General features: G+C 63.4%; 23 protein-coding genes. 9 read left to right on the forward strand and 14 right to left on the reverse strand.

Annotated features, from left to right (window positions below; translation table 11 throughout):
- Positions 1–4: 4 nt before the first annotated feature.
- The 4 genes from K0P03_RS08895 to coaD form a co-directional block, all read right to left on the reverse strand.
- The gene (locus K0P03_RS08895) at positions 5–454 is read right to left on the reverse strand and encodes a DMT family transporter (protein WP_023515786.1); all 450 of its coding nucleotides are present in this window, start codon (positions 452–454) and stop codon (positions 5–7) included.
- An 81-nt stretch (positions 455–535) separates the two neighbouring features.
- Positions 536–1,051 carry a peptidylprolyl isomerase gene (locus tag K0P03_RS08900; RefSeq protein WP_023515785.1) on the reverse strand — a complete coding sequence of 172 codons (516 nt, stop codon included), beginning with the start codon at positions 1,049–1,051 and terminating at the stop codon, positions 536–538.
- 81 nt (positions 1,052–1,132) lie between these two features.
- A complete protein-coding gene (locus K0P03_RS08905; RefSeq protein ID WP_023515784.1) occupies positions 1,133–1,702 on the reverse strand; it encodes a peptidylprolyl isomerase in 570 nt (189 codons plus the stop codon).
- Positions 1,703–1,734: 32 nt separating this feature from the next.
- Positions 1,735–2,229 carry a pantetheine-phosphate adenylyltransferase gene (gene coaD, locus K0P03_RS08910; protein WP_272789393.1) on the reverse strand — a complete coding sequence of 165 codons (495 nt, stop codon included), beginning with the start codon at positions 2,227–2,229 and terminating at the stop codon, positions 1,735–1,737.
- Between the two features lie 249 nt (positions 2,230–2,478).
- On the opposite strand from coaD, the gene K0P03_RS08915 reads away from it, so the two are divergent.
- Both K0P03_RS08915 and K0P03_RS08920 read left to right on the forward strand, forming a co-directional pair.
- Entirely contained in the window at positions 2,479–2,604 is a 126-nt protein-coding gene (locus K0P03_RS08915) for a hypothetical protein (protein WP_023517300.1), read from the forward strand.
- Between the two features lie 13 nt (positions 2,605–2,617).
- Complete coding sequence (locus tag K0P03_RS08920) at positions 2,618–2,764, forward strand: hypothetical protein (RefSeq protein WP_023517299.1); 147 nt, start codon at positions 2,618–2,620, stop codon at positions 2,762–2,764.
- Between the two features lie 223 nt (positions 2,765–2,987).
- Here K0P03_RS08920 and gyrA read toward each other — a convergent pair whose 3' ends face one another.
- On the reverse strand, positions 2,988–5,771 hold the full coding sequence (gene gyrA / locus K0P03_RS08925; RefSeq protein ID WP_037408375.1) for a DNA gyrase subunit A: 2,784 nt from the start codon (positions 5,769–5,771) through the stop codon (positions 2,988–2,990).
- A 242-nt stretch (positions 5,772–6,013) separates the two neighbouring features.
- On the opposite strand from gyrA, the gene K0P03_RS08930 reads away from it, so the two are divergent.
- Positions 6,014–6,643 carry a MarC family protein gene (locus K0P03_RS08930; RefSeq protein ID WP_023517297.1) on the forward strand — a complete coding sequence of 210 codons (630 nt, stop codon included), beginning with the start codon at positions 6,014–6,016 and terminating at the stop codon, positions 6,641–6,643.
- Positions 6,644–6,652: 9 nt separating this feature from the next.
- Here the strand turns inward: K0P03_RS08930 and K0P03_RS08935 are convergent, their stop codons facing one another.
- From K0P03_RS08935 to K0P03_RS08950, 4 genes are all read right to left on the reverse strand, one after another.
- A complete protein-coding gene (locus tag K0P03_RS08935; protein ID WP_272789394.1) occupies positions 6,653–7,273 on the reverse strand; it encodes a hypothetical protein in 621 nt (206 codons plus the stop codon).
- A 36-nt stretch (positions 7,274–7,309) separates the two neighbouring features.
- Positions 7,310–7,750 (reverse strand): hypothetical protein, encoded by a 441-nt coding sequence (locus tag K0P03_RS08940; RefSeq protein ID WP_023514612.1) that lies wholly within the window; start codon positions 7,748–7,750, stop codon positions 7,310–7,312.
- A gap of 224 nt (positions 7,751–7,974) precedes the next feature.
- Positions 7,975–8,382, reverse strand: a complete 408-nt coding sequence (locus tag K0P03_RS08945; RefSeq protein ID WP_023514613.1) for a cupin domain-containing protein — start codon at positions 8,380–8,382, stop codon at positions 7,975–7,977.
- Between the two features lie 80 nt (positions 8,383–8,462).
- A complete protein-coding gene (locus K0P03_RS08950; protein WP_272789395.1) occupies positions 8,463–8,975 on the reverse strand; it encodes a single-stranded DNA-binding protein in 513 nt (170 codons plus the stop codon).
- Between the two features lie 292 nt (positions 8,976–9,267).
- Here K0P03_RS08950 and uvrA point away from each other — a divergent pair, with 292 nt between their 5' ends.
- Genes uvrA through K0P03_RS08965 form a run of 3 tightly spaced genes read left to right on the forward strand, consistent with a single transcriptional unit; the run spans position 9,268 to position 13,653 of the window.
- On the forward strand, positions 9,268–12,186 hold the full coding sequence (gene uvrA, locus K0P03_RS08955) for an excinuclease ABC subunit UvrA (RefSeq protein WP_130515918.1): 2,919 nt from the start codon (positions 9,268–9,270) through the stop codon (positions 12,184–12,186).
- 4 nt (positions 12,187–12,190) lie between these two features.
- Complete coding sequence (locus tag K0P03_RS08960; RefSeq protein ID WP_272789396.1) at positions 12,191–12,814, forward strand: glutathione S-transferase family protein; 624 nt, start codon at positions 12,191–12,193, stop codon at positions 12,812–12,814.
- Positions 12,815–12,849: 35 nt separating this feature from the next.
- On the forward strand, positions 12,850–13,653 hold the full coding sequence (locus K0P03_RS08965; RefSeq protein ID WP_272789397.1) for a DUF72 domain-containing protein: 804 nt from the start codon (positions 12,850–12,852) through the stop codon (positions 13,651–13,653).
- Positions 13,654–13,693: 40 nt separating this feature from the next.
- On the opposite strand, the gene K0P03_RS08970 is transcribed toward K0P03_RS08965, so the two are convergent.
- Positions 13,694–14,422 carry a 3-keto-5-aminohexanoate cleavage protein gene (locus K0P03_RS08970; RefSeq protein ID WP_272789398.1) on the reverse strand — a complete coding sequence of 243 codons (729 nt, stop codon included), beginning with the start codon at positions 14,420–14,422 and terminating at the stop codon, positions 13,694–13,696.
- Positions 14,423–14,476: 54 nt separating this feature from the next.
- Positions 14,477–15,958: an NAD(P)H-hydrate dehydratase gene (locus K0P03_RS08975; RefSeq protein WP_272789399.1), complete on the reverse strand. Its 1,482-nt coding sequence runs from the start codon at positions 15,956–15,958 to the stop codon at positions 14,477–14,479.
- Between the two features lie 364 nt (positions 15,959–16,322).
- Between K0P03_RS08975 and K0P03_RS08980 the strand changes: the two genes are divergently transcribed.
- Complete coding sequence (locus K0P03_RS08980; protein WP_003515720.1) at positions 16,323–16,661, forward strand: P-II family nitrogen regulator; 339 nt, start codon at positions 16,323–16,325, stop codon at positions 16,659–16,661.
- A gap of 60 nt (positions 16,662–16,721) precedes the next feature.
- Entirely contained in the window at positions 16,722–18,131 is a 1,410-nt protein-coding gene (gene glnA, locus K0P03_RS08985; RefSeq protein ID WP_023512422.1) for a type I glutamate--ammonia ligase, read from the forward strand.
- Between the two features lie 88 nt (positions 18,132–18,219).
- Here glnA and K0P03_RS08990 read toward each other — a convergent pair whose 3' ends face one another.
- Together K0P03_RS08990 and K0P03_RS08995 are read right to left on the reverse strand one after the other, a co-directional pair.
- Positions 18,220–19,251 carry a TAXI family TRAP transporter solute-binding subunit gene (locus K0P03_RS08990; RefSeq protein WP_272789400.1) on the reverse strand — a complete coding sequence of 344 codons (1,032 nt, stop codon included), beginning with the start codon at positions 19,249–19,251 and terminating at the stop codon, positions 18,220–18,222.
- Between the two features lie 38 nt (positions 19,252–19,289).
- A complete protein-coding gene (locus K0P03_RS08995; protein ID WP_272789401.1) occupies positions 19,290–20,333 on the reverse strand; it encodes a hypothetical protein in 1,044 nt (347 codons plus the stop codon).
- A 154-nt stretch (positions 20,334–20,487) separates the two neighbouring features.
- On the opposite strand from K0P03_RS08995, the gene hspQ reads away from it, so the two are divergent.
- On the forward strand, positions 20,488–20,820 hold the full coding sequence (gene hspQ / locus K0P03_RS09000; protein WP_050743998.1) for a heat shock protein HspQ: 333 nt from the start codon (positions 20,488–20,490) through the stop codon (positions 20,818–20,820).
- Between the two features lie 91 nt (positions 20,821–20,911).
- Here the strand turns inward: hspQ and K0P03_RS09005 are convergent, their stop codons facing one another.
- Positions 20,912–21,541: an invasion associated locus B family protein gene (locus tag K0P03_RS09005; RefSeq protein WP_023512418.1), complete on the reverse strand. Its 630-nt coding sequence runs from the start codon at positions 21,539–21,541 to the stop codon at positions 20,912–20,914.
- Positions 21,542–21,653 lie beyond the last annotated feature (112 nt).

Here is a 21,653-nt window from a genome sequence, read left to right on the forward strand (position 1 = left end):
GGGCTCAGTAAAAACGGATCATCAGCGCACCGGCGACGAGCAGAATTGCCCCTGCGATGCGGCCGAGGGACACTTCGCGCACGGCCATGCCGAGAAAGCCGACACGGTCGAGCAGGATGCCGGCGAGAAGCTGACCGGACACGGCGAAGGCCATGACGGCCGCAGCACCGATGCGCGGCGTCAGGAAGATGGCGGTCGTGACATAGATCGTACCGATTGCGCCGCCGGCAAAATAGAGCCAGGTGTCCGGGCCGCGCCAGTCCGGCGCCCTGCCCTCGAAGGCGGTTGCGGCGAGAACGACGCACGCGAGGACGAGTGTGCCCGCGAAGAACGAGATGAAGGCGGCCGCTGCCGGCATGCCGAGACCGCGGCCGAGCAACGCGTTGATGGGGGCCTGGATGGCGATGCACGCGCCCGCCGCAATGCCGAGCAGCGCCCAGAGGAAAGCAGCCATATCGACGTCATCTCTTGAAAAGCGCACAAAGAAAAACCGCGCCCGCCGGGGCGAGCGCGGTCGAAAACGAAAGGTTGTCTATCAGGCCGCTACGTCTGCGGCAACCTTCATCGAGACGATGGTGTCGGGATCGCGCACCGGCTCGCCGCGCTTGATCTTGTCGATATTTTCCATGCCTTCGATGACCTGACCCCAGACGGAGTACTGCTTGTTCAGCCAGGGAGCGTCGGTGAAGCAGATGAAGAACTGCGAGTTGGCCGAGTTCGGCATCTGGCTGCGCGCCATGGAGCAGGTGCCGCGCACATGGCTCATGTTGGAGAACTCGGCCTTCAGGTCTGGCTTTTCCGAACCGCCCATGCCGGCGCGGGCCGGGTTGAAGTCCTTGCCGCCGGTCTTGCCATACTGCACGTCGCCCGTCTGGGCCATGAAGTCCTCGATGACGCGGTGGAAGACGACGCCGTCATAGGCGCCTTCGCGCGTCAGTTCCTTGACGCGCGCGACGTGACCCGGTGCGAGATCCGGAAGCAGCTGGATGACCACCTTGCCCTTCGTGGTCTCCATGATGATGGTGTTTTCCGGATCCTTGATCTCGGCCATGGTCTTTCTCCTTCAAAGGCAGTTGCGCAAAAGGTGTGTCGCCGTTTTGCGATTACAACAGGCGGCACACCAAAAAGTGAATTACTTGCCGACGGTGACCTTGATCATCCGGTCGGGATCGGTGACCGAGCCATTGTTGGCCTCGTCGCCGCGCTTGATCTTGTCGACGTTCTCCATGCCGGAAACGACCTTGCCGACGACCGTGTACTGGCCGTTCAGGAAGTCGCCCGGAGCGAACATGATGAAGAACTGCGAATTGGCCGAGTTCGGGTCCTGCGAACGGGCCATGCCGACCGTGCCGCGCTCGAAGGGCACGTCGGAGAATTCCTGCGGCAGATCCGGCTGGCTGGAGCCGCCCGTGCCGGCCGCATCCGGCTGGAAACCAGCCGACATATCGCCGTACTGGACGTCGCCGGTCTGCGCCATGAAGCCCTCGATCACGCGGTGGAAAGCGACATTGTCATATTCGCCGGCTGTCGCCAGCGCCTTGATGCGCTCGACATGCTTGGGTGCGACCTTGTCGTTCAGTTCGACGACGACGGGTCCGTCCTTCAACTGGATCGTGATGAATTCGGCCGCCTGGGCAACGACGGCGCTGGTGGTGGTCGCAAGGAACAGGGCTCCTGCAAAGGCGAAACGGAGGATGTTCATGATAGCTCCCTAAGGGGTTCAGGATGATGGGCTCAGCCCTTCTTGCGGGCTTTCAACGCCGCAAAGACGGGCGCCGGGACGAAGGCGCTGACATCGCCGCCCATGGCCGCGATCTGGCGGACCAATGTGGCGGTAATGGGCCGCGAGGCGACGCCCGCCGGCAGGAAGACGGTCTGCACATCCGGCGCCATCTGGCGGTTCATGCCGGCCATCTGCATTTCATAGTCGAGATCCGTACCGTCGCGCAGCCCGCGGATCAGCATGAGTGCGCCATGCTGGCGTGCGGCATCGACGACCAGGTTGGAGAAGGAGACGACGCTGACATCCCCTGCCCGCGCCGGCAGTGCCTCGGCAATGGACGTGCGGATGAGATCCGCGCGTTCCTCGAAGGAGAAGAGCGGTGTCTTGCCGGGATGGATGCCGATCGCGACGATGACCCTGGGCACCACGTTCAGCGCCTGCACCAGAACGTCGATATGGCCATTGGTGATCGGATCGAAAGAGCCAGGATAGAAGGCGACTGTCATCGGCGGGGTCCCGTTTGCCGCCTTTTGTCATGGACGGCCCCTTTCCGCAAGGGCGCGGCCTGTCGCAGCCCGCGCTGTCCCCTGCCAAGAACATGAACGCGGCATGAATGGGCCGTTCAAGAGCATTTCAGGCATGCCATGTCTAAATAGAAACATCAAAGCTGGGAACAAAGGTCGCCGTCGCGCATTCTCCCGGCAGAATACAGTGAAACAAGTAATGCGTTTCCTTAGGCTTGAAGGAACACGACAATGGCTCTGGCTCTACTCTGCATGACCATGTTCATCGCCCTTACCGCCGCAACCATCCATGCGTTGCGGGAAGAGGATCGCCCGGCAGCGCCGAAAATCGCCGCCCGTGGCAAATGGCTGCGCTGAGCGGGACTTTACCATGGCCGCGCTCACCATCCTCTTCACGATCTTCATCAGCACCGTCTTCACCATCGACTTCGCGCGCACGATTCTTGAACTGAAACGCGACCGCGCAGCCCTGAAGGCGGCCAAGCTGAAAACCCAAGCAGGTGGCTTTGGCGTCTGAGAGCGCCCCCTGCGGCACGGCGCCCCGGCGCAAGACCTGCCGCAGTCCGTATGCCACCGTCAGAGCGGGTAGCCTTCCCTCCGGGCTGCCCGCACACTTGAAAAGCCGGACGGTCGTTCCCTGCCCGTCCGGCTTTTTCGTTTCATGAAAAGGGCCTTTCCGGTGAACACCGGAAAGGCCCTTTCTTGTTTCGATCGGAACAGCTGGGCTGCTTTCGCCCGGCCTATTCCTCGCTGACCGGGGTCGCATCATCCCCGGCATCGACATCGCCTTCAATGCCCGTACCATCGGCATCGTCCTCGCCTTCCGGCTCGCTGATGCGTTCGACCGAGACGACCTTCTCGTCCTTGGCGGTCGAGAAGATGGTGACGCCCTTCGTCGCGCGACTTGCGATGCGGATGCCGTCGACCGGCACGCGGATCAGCTGGCCGCCATCGGAGACGAGCATGAGCTGGTCCTTCTCCTCGACCGGGAAGGCGGCGACGAGTTCGCCGATCTCGCTGGTCTTCGACGTATCGGTGGCGCGGATGCCCTTGCCGCCGCGGCCCGAGGTGCGGAAATCGTAGGAAGACGACCGCTTGCCGAAACCCTTCTGCGACACGGTGAGGACGAACTGCTCGCGGGACCGGAGTTCCTGGTAGCGCTCCTCCGTAAGGTCGCCGATTTCACCGACCTCCTCGCCGACCAATGCGATATCCTCCTCGTCGACACCGCTGGCGCGGCGTTCGGCGGCGGAGCGCTTCAGGTAGGCCGCCCGCTCCCAGGGCTCGGCATCGACATGGCTGACGATCGTCATCGAGATGATGCGGTCGCCGCCGCCGAGCGAGATGCCGCGCACGCCGACCGAGTTGCGGCCGGCGAAGACGCGCACGTCATCGACCGGGAAGCGGATGCACTGGCCGAGCGCCGTCGTCATCAGCACGTCGTCATGCTCCGTGCAGGTCTCGACATTGAGGATCTCGTCGCCCTCTTCTTCGAGCTTCATCGCGATCTTGCCGTTGCGGTTGACCTGGACGAAGTCGCTGAGCTTGTTGCGACGCACCGTGCCGCGGGTCGTTGCGAACATGACGTCGAGGTTTTCCCACGTCGTCTCGTCCTCGGGCAGCGGCATGATGGTGGTAATGCGCTCGCCGGGCGTGAGCGGCAGCATGTTGATCAGCGCCTTGCCCTTGGACTGCGGCGTACCGATCGGCAGACGCCAGACCTTCTCCTTGTAGACGATGCCACGCGAGGAGAAGAAGAGTACGGGCGTGTGCGTGTTGGCGACGAAGAGGCGGGTCGCGAAATCCTCGTCCTTCATGGCCATGCCGGAGCGGCCCTTGCCGCCGCGGCGCTGCGCGCGATAGGTGGCGAGCGGTACACGCTTGACATAGCCGGCATGCGACACGGTCACGACCATGTCCTCGCGGGCGATGAGGTCCTCGTCGTCCATATCAGGACCGCCCTCGGCGATCTCGGTGCGGCGCGGCGTGCCGAACTCGTCGCGCACGGCGATGAGCTCATCCTTGACGATGTTCATCATGCGCAGACGCGAGGAGAGGATATCGAGATAATCCTTGATCTCCTCGCCGATCTTGTTGAGCTCCTCGTCGATCTCGTCGCGGCCGAGAGCCGTCAGGCGGGCGAGACGCAGCTCAAGGATGGCGCGGGCCTGCTCTTCCGAGAGATTGTAGGTGAGGTCCTCGTTGATGCGATGGCGCGGGTCGTCGATGAGCTTGATCAGCACGTCGACGTCTTTCGCCGGCCAGCGGCGCTCCATCAGCTGTTCGCGAGCCGTCTGCGGGTCGGGCGCGCGGCGGATCAGGCTGATCACCTCATCGATATTGGCGACGGCAATGGCGAGACCGACCAAGACATGGGCGCGGTCGCGTGCCTTGCGCAGCAGGTACTTTGTGCGGCGGCTGACGACTTCTTCGCGGAAGGCGACAAAGGCGCGCAGCATGTCGAGCAGCGTCATCTGCTCCGGCTTGCCGCCGTTCAGCGCCACCATATTGCAGCCGAAGGAGGTCTGCAGCGGCGTGTAGCGATAGAGCTGATTGAGGATGACCTCGGCATTGGCATCGCGCTTCAGCTCGATGACGACGCGGTAGCCCTGGCGGTCGGATTCGTCGCGAAGGTCGGAGATGCCCTCGATGCGCTTGTCGCGCACCAGCTCGGCCATCTTCTCGATCATCGACGCCTTGTTCACCTGGAAGGGAACTTCCGTAACGATGATCTGCTCACGGTCGCCGCGCATCGGCTCGATATGGGCCCGCCCGCGCATGATGACGGAGCCGCGGCCGGTCTCGTAGGCCTGGCGGATACCGGCACGGCCGAGGATCAGCGCGCCGGTCGGAAAGTCCGGGCCGGGAATGTGCTGCATCAGGTCGAGCAGCTCGATCGCCGGATTGTCGATCAGCGCGACGCAGCCGTTGATGACTTCGGCAAGATTGTGCGGCGGAATGTTCGTCGCCATGCCGACCGCGATGCCGCCGGCGCCGTTGACGAGCAGGTTCGGAAATTTTGCGGGAACGACGACCGGCTCGCTCATCGTGCCGTCGTAGTTGTCGCGGAAGTTGACCGTTTCCTTGTCGAGATCGTCGAGCAGCGAATGGGCGGCCTTTTCCAGGCGGCATTCCGTGTAGCGCTGGGCGGCCGGCGGGTCGCCGTCGATCGAACCGAAATTGCCCTGGCCGTCGATCAGGGGCAGTCGCAGCGACCAGTCCTGCGCCATGCGCGCCAAGGCATCGTAGATCGCAGCGTCGCCGTGCGGATGGTATTTACCCATCACGTCACCGGTCACGCGCGCCGACTTCACGTATTTCTTGTTCCAGTCGACGCCCATCTCGCTCATCGAGTAGAGAATGCGCCGGTGAACGGGCTTGAGACCGTCGCGCACATCGGGCAAGGCGCGGGAAACGATCACGCTCATGGCGTAGTCGAGATAGGACCGCTGCATTTCCTCGATGATGGAAATAGGCTCAATGCCGGGAGGGTTCTTGCCGCCGGGTGTCGATTGGTCTGTCAATTTCGGTCACGATCGTTGTTCAGAATCAGAAGAGAATTTTATAGCCTACCGGCGCTGGGAGCGCCAATTTCGCCAGGGGTTTTGAACAGGCTTTTGCAAGTAAAATCCGCCAATTTGCGCATTTTCATGGCGGTGGCATCGCATTGCTCCGACCGCCCTTCCCTTGGGCGGCGCCCTCCCCTAACAATAGCCGGACAAGGCTAGAGAAAATCGGCCGCGCAACGGCGAGGGGAACGCCCGACATGCTCAACATCGATCTTCTGGTCAACGCGATCACGACCCTGCTCGTGACCATCGATCCGCCGGGCCTCGCACCAATCTTCCTCGGCCTTACGGTCGGTATGACGCGCCCGCAGCGCACGCAGGTGGCGCTGCGCGGCTGCATCATCGCCTTCTGCATCCTTGCCGTCTTCGCACTGACGGGCGCCGGCGTGCTGTCGCTGCTCGGCATCTCCATCGGCGCCTTCCGCATCGCCGGCGGCCTGCTCTTGTTCTGGATCGCCTTCGAGATGATCTTCGAGCGCCGCAACGAGCGGAAGGAGAAGACCAGCGAGGTGGCGATCACCCGCGATCACATCCACAATATCGCCGTCTTCCCGCTCGCCCTGCCGCTGATCGCCGGTCCGGGCGCGATCTCCGCGACGATCCTCACCTCGGGTTCCTTCCCCTCTGCGCTTGAGCGCGCCGCCCTTATCGGCGTCATCGCGCTCTGCCTCGTCATCCTGTTCCTCTCGCTGGTCATCGCCGAGCGCATCGACCGCTTCCTCGGCAAGACCGGCCGCGCAATCCTGACACGCCTTCTGGGCGTCATCCTCGCGGCGCTGGCGGTGCAGTTCGTGGTGGACGGGGTGAAGTCGGCCTTCGCCGGCTGACGGCGACGACTACCCCTTCAGTTCCCGGACATTCAGCAGGTAGAAGGCCCCCATCTGGTCAAGATACTGCTGGTAGAAGAAGCGCCACTTGTTGCCCTTGCGCACGCCGACCAAGGTGACCTTGACGTCGGTCTGGCCGGGCACGTTCATGTAGTCGGACTTGTGCAGCGTCGACTTGTGGAAGCGCATGCCCTGCCGCAGGCCGGCCTCGTCGATGCGCCCCATCGGCGTCTGCAGGTTTCCGTGCGATGCGGAATAGACGCCACCGCCATGGTTCGTGAAGCCGAACGAGCATCCGTCCATCGCCGGCGTCAGCATCACGTCGGCGTCGCTTTCGAGAACGACGACATGCTTGAAATCCTGGTCATAGGGCAGCCAGTAGCAGTCCCAGCCGTTGGCGTTCTGCGCATTGGTCGACTTTATCGACCAGACATCCACGGTCTTCTCCTTGAACTGAGAAATGATGCCCGTTCCCTTGCGCATGCAGGTGAAGTCGTCTTCCTTGTTCAGCAGAAAGCGTTTCACACCGGGGTTGCGGTATCCTGATTCATAGGCCTGGTACTGGATCAGCAACAGGTTGTTCTTCAGGAAGCTCTCGGGATCGGACGTGATGGCGGTCATGTTCGGCATTGCCGGCTACTCCAGATGTTCTTGTTCGATCACGGATCAGATGACGTTCATGACGTCCGAGCGGTAGTCCTTCTCCTGCTCGCCCGCCGAGAGGAACCAATAGGGCTTCATCACCGCGAAGTTCTGCTTGTCGTCCCGCAGAAGCACATAGGCGCAGTAGACCGTCTGGTCGGCAGGCCGCTCGAATGCCGCGATCCAGGGGTTCTGGCGGGTGCCGATATGCCGGGCATGGCCAAGCTTGCGCTCGATGTCGTTGCGGAATCCATAGAGAATGGCCTTGTGCCCGGCCCGGAAGCCGCGGGCGTCCAGTTCGGTGAAATTCTGCAGGACATGCGGCGGGTCGTCACAATTTTCGACATACCATTGAGCAACAGCCATGTAGTCGCTGGCGCGCGCATTGGCGCGACCGTAGCGCGCTTCCTTCTGGAAATCCGTTTTGCCAGCCCGTATCCGCTGGATGAAATTGATCAAACCCATTCGAAAGCCCCCTGTTTTACAAATGAATTTTACTAAAATGCACCTCCGGCCATGCAATAGACGACCCGGGCACGGATCGCTCCCCGTATCCGCGGCCGGATCATGCCGGGAAGAGACTAAGAAAGTCAGAACGACCGGAACGGGATGTTGGCATCTTCGCCCATATGGCCATCCGCCCGAACAGCCGGTCCGATGCGAAATGGTCTATCCCCGCGGCAGAGCGCTCAGGGATTGTCGGCAAACCATCTGACGATGGCCGGCATGTTTTCCTCGAAACCGCCCGGCAGGAAGACATTGAGCAGGCCGACACGCGCATCCGTGCGGTTCTCGAAGTCGTGCATGACAGTGGCCGGGATGCGCACGAAGCTGCCCGCAGGCGCTTCCAGCCAGTCCTCGCCAGCCAGAATGCTGGCCGTTCCGGCAATCACATAAAAAAGCTCGATATTGTCGGTGTGGAAATGGGCGCCCGGCCCTGTCGTGTTCGGCTCCAGCCACCATTCGGAAACGCTGTAGGCGCTTGCGGTTTCGTGGTGATCCGCCTTGAACACTGCGTTCATGCGACCGAGTGGATAGGCCCGGCCCTCGCCCGGACGCAGGAAAAGCACATCCGCAGCCGTCTTCTCGTCGCCCATGACGCACCTCCTACCGCATTGCTGCCCGCCGGACGCGCGTTGAGCGGAGGCCGACCTGATTGCCGGCCTCGCTGTCGTCCTCAGAACGGGATGTCGTCGTCCATGTCCCGCGAGAGCGAACCGCCCGAACGGTTGCCGCCGCCGCTGGCGCCACCACCCGAGGACGGGCGCGAGCCGTAGTCGTCATAGTTGGGCGCGCCGCCGAAATCGCCGCCGCCGCGGCTTGCGCCGCCGCCTTCACCGCGGCCGTCCAGCATGGTCAGCGTCGAGTTGAAGCCCTGCAGCACGATTTCCGTCGAGTAGCGATCGTTGCCGGTCTGGTCCTGCCACTTGCGGGTCTGCAGCGCGCCCTCGATGTAGAGTTTCGCGCCCTTTTTCACATATTGCTCGACGACCTTGCACAGGCCCTCGTTGAAGACGACGACATTGTGCCATTCGGTCTTCTCGCGGCGTTCGCCGTTGTTGCGGTCGCGCCAGGTCTCGGACGTGGCGATGCGCAGGTTGGCGATCGGCCGACCGTCCTGCGTGCGCCGGATTTCCGGGTCCGCCCCGACATTGCCGATCAAGATCACCTTGTTGACGCTTCCAGCCATACCCGTAACTTCCCGTTGTCGCGCCGGGCGCAGATTGCCCGGCATCATTTCACTACACGAATGCGGCATCTTATCGGCTGCCGGCCATCGGCGCCGCCCCGCAGAGGTGGTAATCCACAGATGAATTGCAGATTTTTGTTCTTTTTTTGTTCTAATAAATCCCTACACTCTTGTCAACCGAATCGGAAACGGGCACGGAATTCTCTGACCCGCACATGGACAGGCCCCGTCCGATCCCTACATAGGGGCCTGATCCGAATTTGATGCGCAACGACCTTCGACGCTGGACACCATGAGCGAACTCAAGACCATTTCCATTCGCGGCGCCCGCGAACACAATCTCAAGGGCATCGACCTCGACCTGCCCCGCAACAAGCTGATCGTCATGACGGGCCTTTCGGGCTCCGGCAAATCGTCGCTCGCCTTCGACACGATCTATGCCGAGGGCCAGCGCCGTTATGTCGAGAGCCTGTCGGCCTATGCCCGCCAGTTCCTCGAGATGATGCAGAAGCCCGACGTCGATCAGATCGACGGCCTCTCGCCCGCCATTTCCATCGAGCAGAAGACGACCTCGAAGAACCCGCGCTCGACGGTCGGCACGGTCACCGAGATCTATGACTACATGCGCCTGCTCTTCGCGCGCGTCGGCGTGCCCTATTCGCCGGCGACGGGTCTGCCGATCGAAAGCCAGACGGTCAGCCAGATGGTCGACCGTGTCGTGGATTTCGGCGAAGGCACGCGCCTCTACATCCTCGCGCCCGTCGTGCGCGGCCGCAAGGGCGAGTACAAGAAGGAACTCGCCGAGCTGATGAAGAAGGGCTTTCAGCGCGTCAAGGTCGACGGCCAGTTCTACGAGATCGCCGACGTGCCCGCTCTCGACAAGAAGTACAAGCACGACATCGACGTGGTGGTCGACCGCGTCGTCGTGCGCGCCGACCTTTCCTCGCGCCTTGCGGACAGTCTCGAGACCAGCCTGAAGCTCGCCGATGGCCTGGCGGTCGCAGAATTTGCCGACAAGCCGCTGCCCGTGGAAGAGACGGCTGCCGGCGGCTCGGCCAACAAATCGCTGAACGAAACGCACGAGCGCGTGCTGTTCTCCGAAAAGTTCGCCTGCCCTGTCTCCGGCTTCACCATTCCGGAAATCGAGCCCCGGCTCTTCTCGTTCAACAACCCCTTCGGCGCCTGCCCGACCTGTGACGGCCTCGGCAGCCAGCAGAAGATCGACGCCGACCTCATCGTGCCCGAGGTGGAGCGTACGCTGCGCGACGGCGCCATCGCGCCCTGGGCCAAGTCCTCCTCGCCCTACTACAACCAGACGCTGGAAGCGCTCGGCGCCGTCTACGGCTTCAAGCTGTCGAACCGCTGGTCCGAACTGTCGGCGGCGGCGCAGGGCGCGATCCTTAACGGCACGCAGGAAAAGATCGAGTTCAACTACAAGGACGGCGCGCGTTCCTACAAGACGGTCAAAACCTTCGAGGGCATCGTGCCGAACCTCGAACGCCGCTGGAAGGAAACGGACAGCGCCTGGTCGCGCGAGGAAATCGAACGCTACATGTCGGCGGCCCCCTGCCCGGCCTGCAACGGCTTCCGTCTGAAGCCCGAGGCGCTGGCCGTCAAGATCAACAAGCTGCATATCGGCGAAGCGACGGCCATGTCGATCCGCGTCGCGCGCGACTGGTTCGAGGCGCTGCCGGAGCATCTCAACAGCAAGCAGAACGAGATTGCCGTCCGAATCCTCAAGGAAATCCGCGAGCGCCTGCGCTTCCTCAACGATGTCGGCCTCGAATATCTCTCGCTGTCGCGCAATTCGGGAACGCTTTCAGGCGGCGAGAGCCAGCGCATCCGCCTCGCCTCGCAGATCGGTTCGGGCCTGACGGGCGTGCTCTACGTGCTGGACGAGCCCTCCATCGGTCTGCACCAGCGCGACAATGCGCGCCTGCTCGACACGCTCCGGCACCTGCGCGACATCGGCAACACGGTCATCGTCGTCGAGCATGACGAGGATGCAATCCTGACGGCGGACTATGTGGTCGATATCGGCCCCGCCGCCGGTATCCATGGCGGCGAGGTGATCGCGCAGGGCACGCCCGGCGAGGTGATCGCCAATCCGGCGTCGCTGACCGGAAAATACCTTTCCGGCGAACTTTCTGTGGCTATCCCCGGGGAGCGCCGCAAGCCGAAGAAAAAGAAGGAAATCAAGGTCGTCGGCGCGAAAGCGAACAACCTGAAGAATGTTACCGCATCGATCCCGCTCGGCGTCTTCACCGCAGTGACCGGGGTTTCCGGCGGCGGCAAGTCGACCTTCCTGATCGAAACGCTCTACAAGTCGGCCGCCCGCCGCATCATGGGCGCACGGGAAATCCCTGCCGAACACGAGCGCATCGACGGGTTCGAATATATCGACAAGGTCATCGACATCGACCAGTCGCCGATCGGCCGCACGCCGCGCTCGAACCCGGCGACCTATACCGGCGCCTTCACGCCGATCCGCGACTGGTTCGCCGGCCTGCCGGAAGCGAAGGCGCGCGGCTACCAGCCCGGCCGCTTCTCCTTCAACGTCAAGGGCGGGCGCTGCGAGGCCTGCCAGGGCGACGGCGTCATCAAGATCGAGATGCACTTCCTGCCCGACGTCTACGTCACCTGCGACGTCTGCCACGGCAAGCGCTACAACCGCGAAACCCTCGACGTCACCTTCAAGGGCAAGTCGATCGCCGACGTGCTCGACATGACCGTGGAGGAAGGCGTCGAGTTCTTTGCCGCCGTGCCGGCCGTGCGCGACAAGCTGGTGACGCTGAACCAGGTTGGCCTCGGTTACATCAAGGTCGGCCAGCAGGCGAACACCCTGTCGGGCGGCGAGGCGCAGCGCGTCAAGCTCGCCAAGGAGCTGTCGAAGCGCTCGACCGGCCGCACGCTCTACATCCTCGACGAGCCGACGACGGGCCTGCACTTCCACGACGTGGCAAAGCTGCTCGAAGTGCTGCACGAGCTCGTCAACCAGGGTAATTCGGTCGTCGTCATCGAACACAATCTGGAGGTCATCAAGACCGCGGACTGGATCATCGACTTCGGCCCCGAGGGCGGCGATGGCGGCGGCGAGGTGATCGCCGAGGGAACACCCGAGGATGTCGTGAAGGTGGAACGCTCCTATACCGGCCATTTCCTGAGGGAGCTGCTGGAGCGGCGGCCGATGAAGACGATCGCGGCGGAATAGCGCCATGATCCTGATCGGCCAGTACGATTCGTCCTATGTGCGCCGTGTCGGCATCGCGCTGAAACTCTATGGCCTCCCCTTCGAGCACCGGCCCTGGTCGGTGTTCAGCGAGGGCGTCAGGGTGCAGGCGGCCAACCCGCTGATGCGGGTGCCGACGCTCGTGCTCGACGATGGCGATGTGGTGGCCGACAGCCATTCCATCCTCGACTACCTCGATGGCCTTGTCCCGCCGGAGAGCCGTCTTCTTCCGCAGGCCGAACCCGAGCGGCGGCAGGTGCTGAAGGTGATGACCTTCGCAACCGGTTTCGCCGATAAGGGCGTCAGCCTGTTCTATGAACTGCACCTGCACGAAGCGCCGTCGACCTATTTCGTCGAACGCTGCCGCGCGCAGATCCTGACCGTGCTGGCGGCGCTGGACGCCGAGCGCGCGGCGCGGCCGGGAGAGCACTGGTTCGGCCGGCTGACCCATGCGGATATTGCCGTCGCCTGCGCCTGGCGGCATGTTAGCGAGGCCCATCCCGGCCTGGTCGATCCGGCGCGCTACCCCGCCCTGGCCGCTCATTGCGCCGGCATGGAAGCCTTGCCGGTGTTTCAGGAGATTTCCCAGCCCTTCATTGCGCCCGCTTGAAAGGCGCCGCCATCTGTCTGTCGAGGAGAACTGACATGAGCACATCCGGCACCATCAGAACCGGCATCGGTGGCTGGACCTTCGATCCTTGGGAAGGCACGTTCTATCCCGAAAAACTGCCGAAGAAGCGCCAGCTCGAATTCGCCAGCCGCGAATTGACCTCGATCGAGGTCAACGGCACCTATTACGGCTCACAGAAGCCGGAAACTTTTGCCAAATGGGCCTCCGAAGTGCATGACGGCTTCATCTTCTCGCTGAAGGCGAGCCGCTTCACGACGAACCGCAAGGTTCTCGCCGATGGCGGCGAATCCGTCGAAAAGTTCCTGACGCAGGGGCTCACCGAGCTCGGCGACCATCTCGGCCCGATCCTCTGGCAGTTCCCGCCGACGAAAAAGTTCGAGCCGGAGGACTTCGAGGGCTTCCTGAAGCTCCTGCCGGAGAAGCTGGACGGCCTCGCGCTGAAACACGCGCTGGAGGTGCGCAACGAAACGTTCCTCGTGCCCGAATTCGCGGCGCTTGCCCGCAAATACAACGCGGCGATCGTCTACGCCCAGCATATGGACTATCCCGAGATCGCCGACGTCACGGCGGATTTCGTCTATGCCCGCCTGCAGAAGGGCTCCGACGACGTTGAGACCTGCTATCCACCGGAAGCGCTCGACGAATGGGCGGAGCGGCTCAAGGCCTGGTCCGGCGGCGGCGAACCGACCGATCTGCCGAAGATCGACCCGGCGACCAAGCTGGCGAAGAAACCCCGCGACGTTTTCGCCTTCTTCATCACCTCAGGCAAGGTGAACGCACCGAACGGTGCACGCGAACTGCAGCGGCGTACCGGCTGAGACGGACCGCCGCCCGCCCGTGCCCTCTTCGGCACGGGCGTCAGCCCGGAACCGCCGAGCGGAAAAGCCGGACGGCATCGGAAACCATGTCGGCGTTTCCAGCGGCTCTCTCGCCGTCGAGGCGCAGGCAGCCGTCTTCCAGGCCGACCCGCGTGGACCAGCGTTCCCGGTGTGCGCGCCGGACGAAATGCCAGACAGTCAAATCTGCTCCATGCAGGAGGATCGGCCGGCGGACACCGGCCTTTGCGAGAACCCGGGCGATCCCGTCGACGATGGCGTCCGCGCTTCGAAAATCCTGGTCCTGATCAATCTCGATGAGGACGCGCAGTGCGCGCCGGCACTCCGGCAGGGCGACGAACCGTTCCGCATCCGCGACGCGCGCCAGCCCCGCCTCGACGCCGACGCCTGTCCGGTGCAGCAGGTCGATGACCGCGGGCGCGTCCGGTTCGGAGAGATTGACCGAGGCGTAGTCGGGACGTTCCCGCCATGCCGCAATGAGGCTGCGTGTGCGCGCGGGATCACCTTCGATCCAGGCGCCTGTCGACACCCCGATGAATGTGCCGGGGCATTGTTCACGCACGGCGCGCACCGTCTCGTCGACCGCGGCCAGGCTCTCGCGCCCGTCCGGGCCGCGCGGATGGATGTGGAGCTCCGCCGCGCCGGCGGCAATGCAGGCCGCGGCATCGATCGCCATCGCCTCCGCCGTCAGCGGCAGGCACGGATGGTAGTCCGCAGGGCGGGCACCGTTGATGCAGGCCTGGACGATCATGCCGGTCTCCCTCGTTTCCGGTTCCGTTCAAGACATAGGCAGCCGGCAGGGTCGTTATGCTGGCCAGGGCGGAATGGCGTCCGGCAGATCCTCCGCCGTCAGCCCCTCGCCCACCACGCGACCCGCTTCGCCATGGCGCCAGACGGCGCTGGCGGCCGCTTCGAAAGCGGGCATGCCCTGGGCAAGATGCGCACCGACGATGCCGGCAAGCACATCGCCGGAACCGGCCGTCGCCAGCCAGGGCGGCGCGTTTTCGTTGACGAGGACCCGGCCATCCGGCGCGGCGATCACGGTGTCTGCCCCCTTGAGGATCACGATGCCATTGCTGCGCGCGGCGGCTTTGCGCGCACGGTCGATTTTCGAAAGGGTCTCGTCCATCGCAAGGTCCGGAAAGAGACGCGCGAACTCGCCGTCGTGCGGCGTCAACACCAGCCGCGGGGCGCCGGTGGAGAAGCGTGAAAAGAGCGCCGCCGGATCCTCGCGGAAGGCGCTGATGCCGTCGGCGTCGAGCACCAGGCGCCGGCCGTTGTCGGCGATGAGGCGCACATAGCCCCTCGCCCGCGCGCCGCCGCCGAAGCCGGGGCCGAGCACGAAGGTCTGCAGCCGTGCGTCGTCGATGAGGGCCGAGAGGTCGTCGTCGCTATCGACGGGCTTCAGCATCGCCGCGGTCAGCTGTGCGGCATTGACGGAAAGCGCTTCCTGCGAGGAAAGCAGCGTGACAAGGCCGGCGCCGGCGCGAAGGCCGGCCGCAACGGAGAGGCGCGCGGCGCCCGTGGCCAAGGCCGGGCCGGAAAAGACGGCAAGATGGCCACGTTCGTATTTGTGGATACCGCTGCCCTGCAAGGGCAGCGCGAGACGCCAGATTGCCGGCGTATTCACGCGCATATGCTCCGCATGCCGGGCCAGAAAGCGCGCGGGGATGCCGATGTCGAAGACTTCGAGTTCGCCCGCGAGGCTGCGGCCGGGCAAAAGCAGATGGCCCGGCTTGCGGCACATGAAGGTGACTGTCGCGGTCGCCGCGAAGGCCGTGCCCCGCACCCGCCCGGTCCGGCCGTCGACGCCTGACGGAAGATCCACCGCCAGAACCGGAATGGTGCTGCGACAAACGGCGTCGATCGTCTCTGCGACCGCCTGGGGCACATCCCGCGAAAGCCCCGCGCCGAACAGCGCATCGATGACGACGTCGCCTGCGGTGGGCCTGTAGGCTGCCAGGGGCAGGACGGAGCCGGAAAATCGGGCGAAGGCGCTTGCGGCATCCCCTGCCAGGGCCGAGGGCTCCCCGAGCGCATGCACGGCGACGCAGGCCCCCGCCTCCAGCAGGGCGCTGGCCGCGACATATCCGTCGCCGCCATTGTTGCCCGGCCCGCAGAGCACGACAAAGCGCAGCGCGCCCGGAAAGCGGCGCAAGGCGGCGGCGGCAACTGCCTGCCCTGCCCGTTCCATAAGACCGTAGCTCGAGAGGCTGAGGGCTGCGGCCCGGTCGATCCGGCCCATATCCTCGGGCGTGACGATGAGTGTGTCCATGTCCTTGTGCATGTCGCCACCATGCGCGCAAAACCATAATGGAAACAAGCCCGGGGATCGGTCCGACATAAAGCCTGTTTTTTATGCATTTGCATATTCGATATGCTCAAAATTGCAGCTTTACGCGGCAGGTCCGTCGGCTTCGCGCCTCGCTGCAGTCCACGATGGCGGAAAGTGACAATTTTTAGGCAGATTCCGCTGGCCCTTTCGCCCGGAAAGCCGCATCATCCACGGCGTGAGGACGGGCAGGAACACACCGGACACGGATTTCATCCGATCCGGCATAGGTTTTGCTCAAGTTGGCATGATACGTGCATTTGATTGTGCAGCGGGCGCACACCGCGCGCAAACGGGAGAAGCGGAGAGACATTTTCTCATGAAAAAGATCGAAGCGATCATCAAGCCCTTCAAGCTCGATGAGGTGAAGGAAGCCCTTCAGGAAGTTGGCCTGCAGGGTATCACCGTCACCGAGGCGAAGGGCTTTGGACGCCAAAAGGGCCATACGGAACTCTACCGTGGCGCCGAATACGTTGTCGACTTCCTGCCCAAGGTTAAGGTCGAGGTCGTTCTGGCGGACGAAAATGCGGAGGCGGTCATCGAGGCGATCCGCAACGCGGCCCAGACCGGCCGCATCGGCGATGGCAAGATCTTTGTCTCCAACGTCGAAGAAGTCATCCGCATCCGCACCGGCGAAACCGGCGTCGACGCCATCTAATCCCGCCCGGCCATCCGGCTGCGGCTTTCATCTCGTCATCTCACACAGGAACGCGACACAATGACGACTGCCAATGAAATCCTCAAGCAGATCAAGGAAAACGACGTCAAGTTCGTCGATCTGCGCTTCACCGACCCGAAGGGCAAGCTGCATCACGTCACGATGGACGTCGGCTGCGTCGACGAGGACATGTTCGCCGACGGCGTCATGTTCGACGGCTCCTCGATCGGCGGCTGGAAGGCGATCAACGAGTCCGACATGGTGCTGATGCCCGACCCGGCGACCGTGCACATGGATCCGTTCTTCGCGCAGTCCACCATGGTCATCATGTGCGATATCCTCGATCCGGTCTCCGGCGAGAGCTACAACCGCGATCCGCGCGGCACGGCCAAGAAGGCAGAAGCCTATCTCAAGGCCTCGGGCATCGGCGACACCGTCTATGCCGGCCCGGAACCGGAATTCTTCGTCTTCGACGACGTCAAGTACAAGGCCGACCCGTACAACACCGGCTTCAAGCTGGACAGTTCCGAGCTGCCGTCCAACGATGACACCGACTACGAGACCGGCAACCTCGGCCATCGCCCGCGCGTCAAGGGCGGCTACTTCCCGGTTCCGCCGGTCGACAGCTGCCAGGACATGCGCTCCGAAATGCTGACGGTCCTCACCGAGATGGGCGTCACCGTCGAGAAGCAGCACCACGAAGTGGCCGCCGCCCAGCACGAACTCGGCGTCAAGTTCGACACGCTGGTGCGCAGCGCCGACAAGGTGCAGATCTACAAGTACGTCGTGCACCAGGTCGCCAATGCCTATGGCAAGACGGCCACCTTCATGCCGAAGCCGATTTTCGGCGACAACGGCTCGGGCATGCACGTCCACCTGTCGATCTGGAAGGATTCGAAGCCGCAGTTCGCCGGTGACGAATATGCCGGCCTGTCGGAATCGTGCCTCTACTTCATCGGCGGCATCATCAAGCATGCCAAGTCGATCAACGCCTTCACCAACCCGACGACGAACTCCTACAAGCGTCTCGTCCCGGGCTATGAGGCGCCGGTCCTGCTCGCCTATTCGGCCCGCAACCGCTCGGCCTCGTGCCGCATTCCGTTCGGCACCGGTCCGAAGTCCAAGCGCGTCGAAATCCGCTTCCCCGACCCGCTCGGCAACCCCTATCTCGGCTTCGCCGCCATGCTGATGGCCGGCCTCGACGGCATCAAGAACAAGATCCATCCCGGCAAGGCCATGGACAAGGATCTCTACGACCTGCCGCCGAAGGAACTGAAGAAGATCCCGACCGTCTGCGGCTCGCTACGCGAAGCGCTGGAAAGCCTCGACAAGGACCGCAAGTACCTGACCGCCGGCGGCGTCTTCGACGACGACCAGATCGACAGCTACATCGAGCTGAAGATGGTGGAAGTCATGCGCTTCGAAATGACCCCGCACCCGGTCGAGTTCGACATGTACTACTCCGCCTGATCGGCAGCGACCCACGACGAAAAACCCGGCCTTTGGCCGGGTTTTTTTGTTTATCGCGGAGCGTTGTGGCGGCGCGGGAATGTCCTGCCTACGGCTGGAGCCGCTGCTTCAACAGGTTGAGATATTCCTCGTTGCTGTCGTCCGTCGCGCTGGTGGCAGCCGCAGCGGGCTTGCAGGCGGGCTTGTAGTCGAGCGCCATGCCGGCCTTCACGCAGACGCCGACCTGCCAGCCCGGCGGCAGCGCGGTGAGATCCACCGTCTTCCACTTCGGATGGCCCGTCGCCTTCAGCTTGTCGAGGCCGGTGACGATGAGGTTGGAGAAGTCCGCCACCGTCTTGCAGCTGTCGCGGTGATAGGCGTTGCGCTTCGTGTCGTAGTCGTAGGTCATCATCACCGCCTTGACGGCGATGAGATCCACCGGCTTGTCCTGGAAGGAATAGGTGCCGGGCTCGATGCGCGAGGGCGTATAGGTGGCCAGCAGCGGCGCCTCGGTGATCGGCACGAGGTGGAATTTCGTCTTGTCGATGGCGTTGCCGGTAAAGAGCGAGGCGGGCGCGCCGGCAACGTAGAAGAAGGCGTCGATCTCGCCGGAGACAAGCTTCGGCAGCGCCTCGTCCGGGTTGATGTCCATGCGCTCGCCGGCCTTGACCTGAAGGATGTCCATGATGAGCGTGGCGGTGAGGAAGGTGCCCGAATCCTTCTTGCCGACAGCCACCTTCTTGCCGGCGAGATCCTTCAGGCTGCCAATGTCGGTGCGCGCGAGGACGTGGATCTCCTCGTTGTAGAGCGGGAACATGATGCGCACGCCCTTGACGGCCTTCTGCACCTCCGGATCGTTCTTCTCGAAGGTCTTCAGATATTCGAGCACGTCGCTCTGGACGATGCCGAACTGGGTGTTGCGGCGGTTGCGCACGCCGACGAAATTCTCCAGCGATCCCGCGCTTTCCAGCACATTGAGCGTCTGGCCGCATTCGGCCCCGAGCGCGGCGATATCGCGGCCGATCTTGATGTAGGTGCCCTGCGGGCCGCCGGTCATGATGTTGCGCTCGAAATCCGCGGCGAAAGCGCCCGCAGTGGAAAGCGCCAGTCCGAGCACGGCCAAAAGAACAGATCGCTTCATTCCTGGTCTCCCTTAGAGGATACGTTCAAGGTTGCGGCTCAGCAGTCACTGTCGAGGTCGCGCATCAGGTTTCGCAGCGCAAGAACCGGGATGCGGCGGAAGACGCCGCCAAGCGCGCTCGTCACGCATTCGCCGGCCACAAGCGAGCGTTCGAGCTGGTCGCGCTGTACGCTGGTCAGGGCATCGAGACCGGGCGTTTCGCGCATCGCTTCGGCCACGCGTGCGCCGTTGCGCGGGTTGAGGGTCGGGATGACGGCATCCCGGGCGGCCTCGCCGGTCGCCTCCTTCTCCGGCACCGCCTTGCGGCCATTGTCGTTCAGTTCCTTCGGCAGCGCCATGCAGCTCGCGGCCTCGAGCGCTTCGACCTGCCCCGTCAGCGCCCTGGTGCGCTCGCCGAGGGCCGCGATTTCCGCGTCCTTGCGCTTGATCTCGTCTTCCAGCGCCGGGAGGTTCTTCGTGCGCAGTGCCTCTTCGGCCTTGCGAACCTTGTCCAGCTCCTCACGCAGGCTGGCGGTCTCGGCCTTCAGCGTTTCGGCCTCAGCGCCGCGCGCGGCAGCCTGCTGGGTGCTGGTCTTTTCAAGACCGGCGATCTTGTCGGTCTGGAGCGAAAGGCGCCGTTCGCGGTCCTTGACGGCCTCCTCGGCCTTCTTCCGCTGCGCCTCGGCATCCGCGACGCGCTGGCCGAGCAGTTCGATCTCGTTCTCAAGCGCGGGCACGACCTCCTGCGCAAGCTTGGTGCGTTCGGCGGCGATCGTCGCCACATCCGAATCCGATGCATTCGCATCCTTGCGCAGGGCCTCGACCTGGCGTTTGAGCTTGCCGCTCTCCTCGGTCAGCGCCTGTGCCTTCTGGGTACTTTCCTCGACCTGGGCGGCGCGGGCGTCGAGTTCGCGCGCAAGGTCCGCAATGCGCGTGTCGCGCTCGTCGATCTCGCTGCGCGGAATGGCGTCGTCCATCAGCCGGAAGGCGCCGTAGCCGCCGGCAGCCCCAAGCGCCAGACACACCACGGAGGCAAAGAGGATGCCCCCGATGCCGCTGCTTGCCGCCTGTCCGTTACCGCTCCTGCCCCATTGATTGTTCATGCCACCCGATCCACGCGAGACGCCCCCTTTCGAGGTACGCCGAAACCACCGGTGGCGCAAGCGCCCCACCCCCTTGGATAAAGACGTGTCAGACGGCTGAACTATTGATGTTTCGGCGTATTTACCCAAATATAAGTGGAAAGGTAGGTACGCCATGAAGATGCGTAACGCAAAATTTGCCATTGGCGACATCGTCCGCCATCGGGTTTTCCCCTTCCGTGGCGTGATCTTTGACGTCGATCCGGAATTCGCCAACACGGAGGAGTGGTGGAATGCCATTCCCGCCGAAATCCGGCCATCGAAGGATCAACCGTTCTATCATCTCTTCGCGGAGAACGAGGACACGGAATATGTCGCCTATGTCTCCGAACAGAATCTCGTGCCCGACGAGAGCGGCAAGCCAATCCGCCATCCGCAGGTCCGCGCCCTGATGGATGTGGACAAGGGGCACTATCGCTGGAAGGAGCAGAGCGGCATCTTTCACTGAAGCCGCGCGCTTCGGTCAACCGCTCCTGCTTCGCCCAACAAAAAACCCGGCCGATGGCCGGGTTTTTCATAAGTCTTGCGAAGCGTCTCGCTTACTGGCTCTTGGCAGCCTTCTGGGCTTCCTCGAGCTTCTTGCGGGCTTCCTCCGCCTTCTTCTGCATTTCTTCCTGCAGCAGACGCTGGCGCTCTTCGAGCTGCGACTGCTCGATCGGCTCGCCGTCGAACACGCCGGTGAAGCCTTCAAGCGAAATCTTGATCGGGTTCGGCGCGCGCTGGAAGTTGACCGAGGTCAGGACGAGTTCGCCGCCCTTCTTGAGGCTGGCGAGCATCTGGTCGGTCAGCGGCACTTCGGCGACGCACTTGTCGGGCATGCAGATGGCGTAGTCGAGCTTCTGGGCCTTGCCACCGTCGATCTGCATCTGAACGCCCGGCGGGATCAGACGGGCGCTCGGCACCGAGACCTGCATGATCTTGCGGTTGGTCTTGCCGGCAACGGTGATGAGGCCGACAGCGGTGATGAGCTGGCCGCTATTGGCCGTCAGCAGGTTCTGCACGATGCAGACGTCGTTGTCTTCCTGCTTGGTGCAGACCTTGAACCAGCCCTTCGGCGGAACAGCTGCCTGCTGCTGTGCCAGCGAAGCGGAAGGAGCAGCCGCCAGGGCAACGGAAGCAGCAAAGGCGGAAAGCACGGTCCGCTTGATGAGGTGCGATGTGAAGATCATAACGATTTCGGTCTCCTGAAAATCCGGTGCCGGAGCGACAGCGCCCCCTTTGGGTCCCTTTCGGGCGATTTGGTCAGCCGTGCGCTCTCCTGTCGGCGAAATGAGGCATTTG

The organism is Shinella sp. HY16 (genome assembly GCF_028534175.1).
Lineage (GTDB): Bacteria > Pseudomonadota > Alphaproteobacteria > Rhizobiales > Rhizobiaceae > Shinella.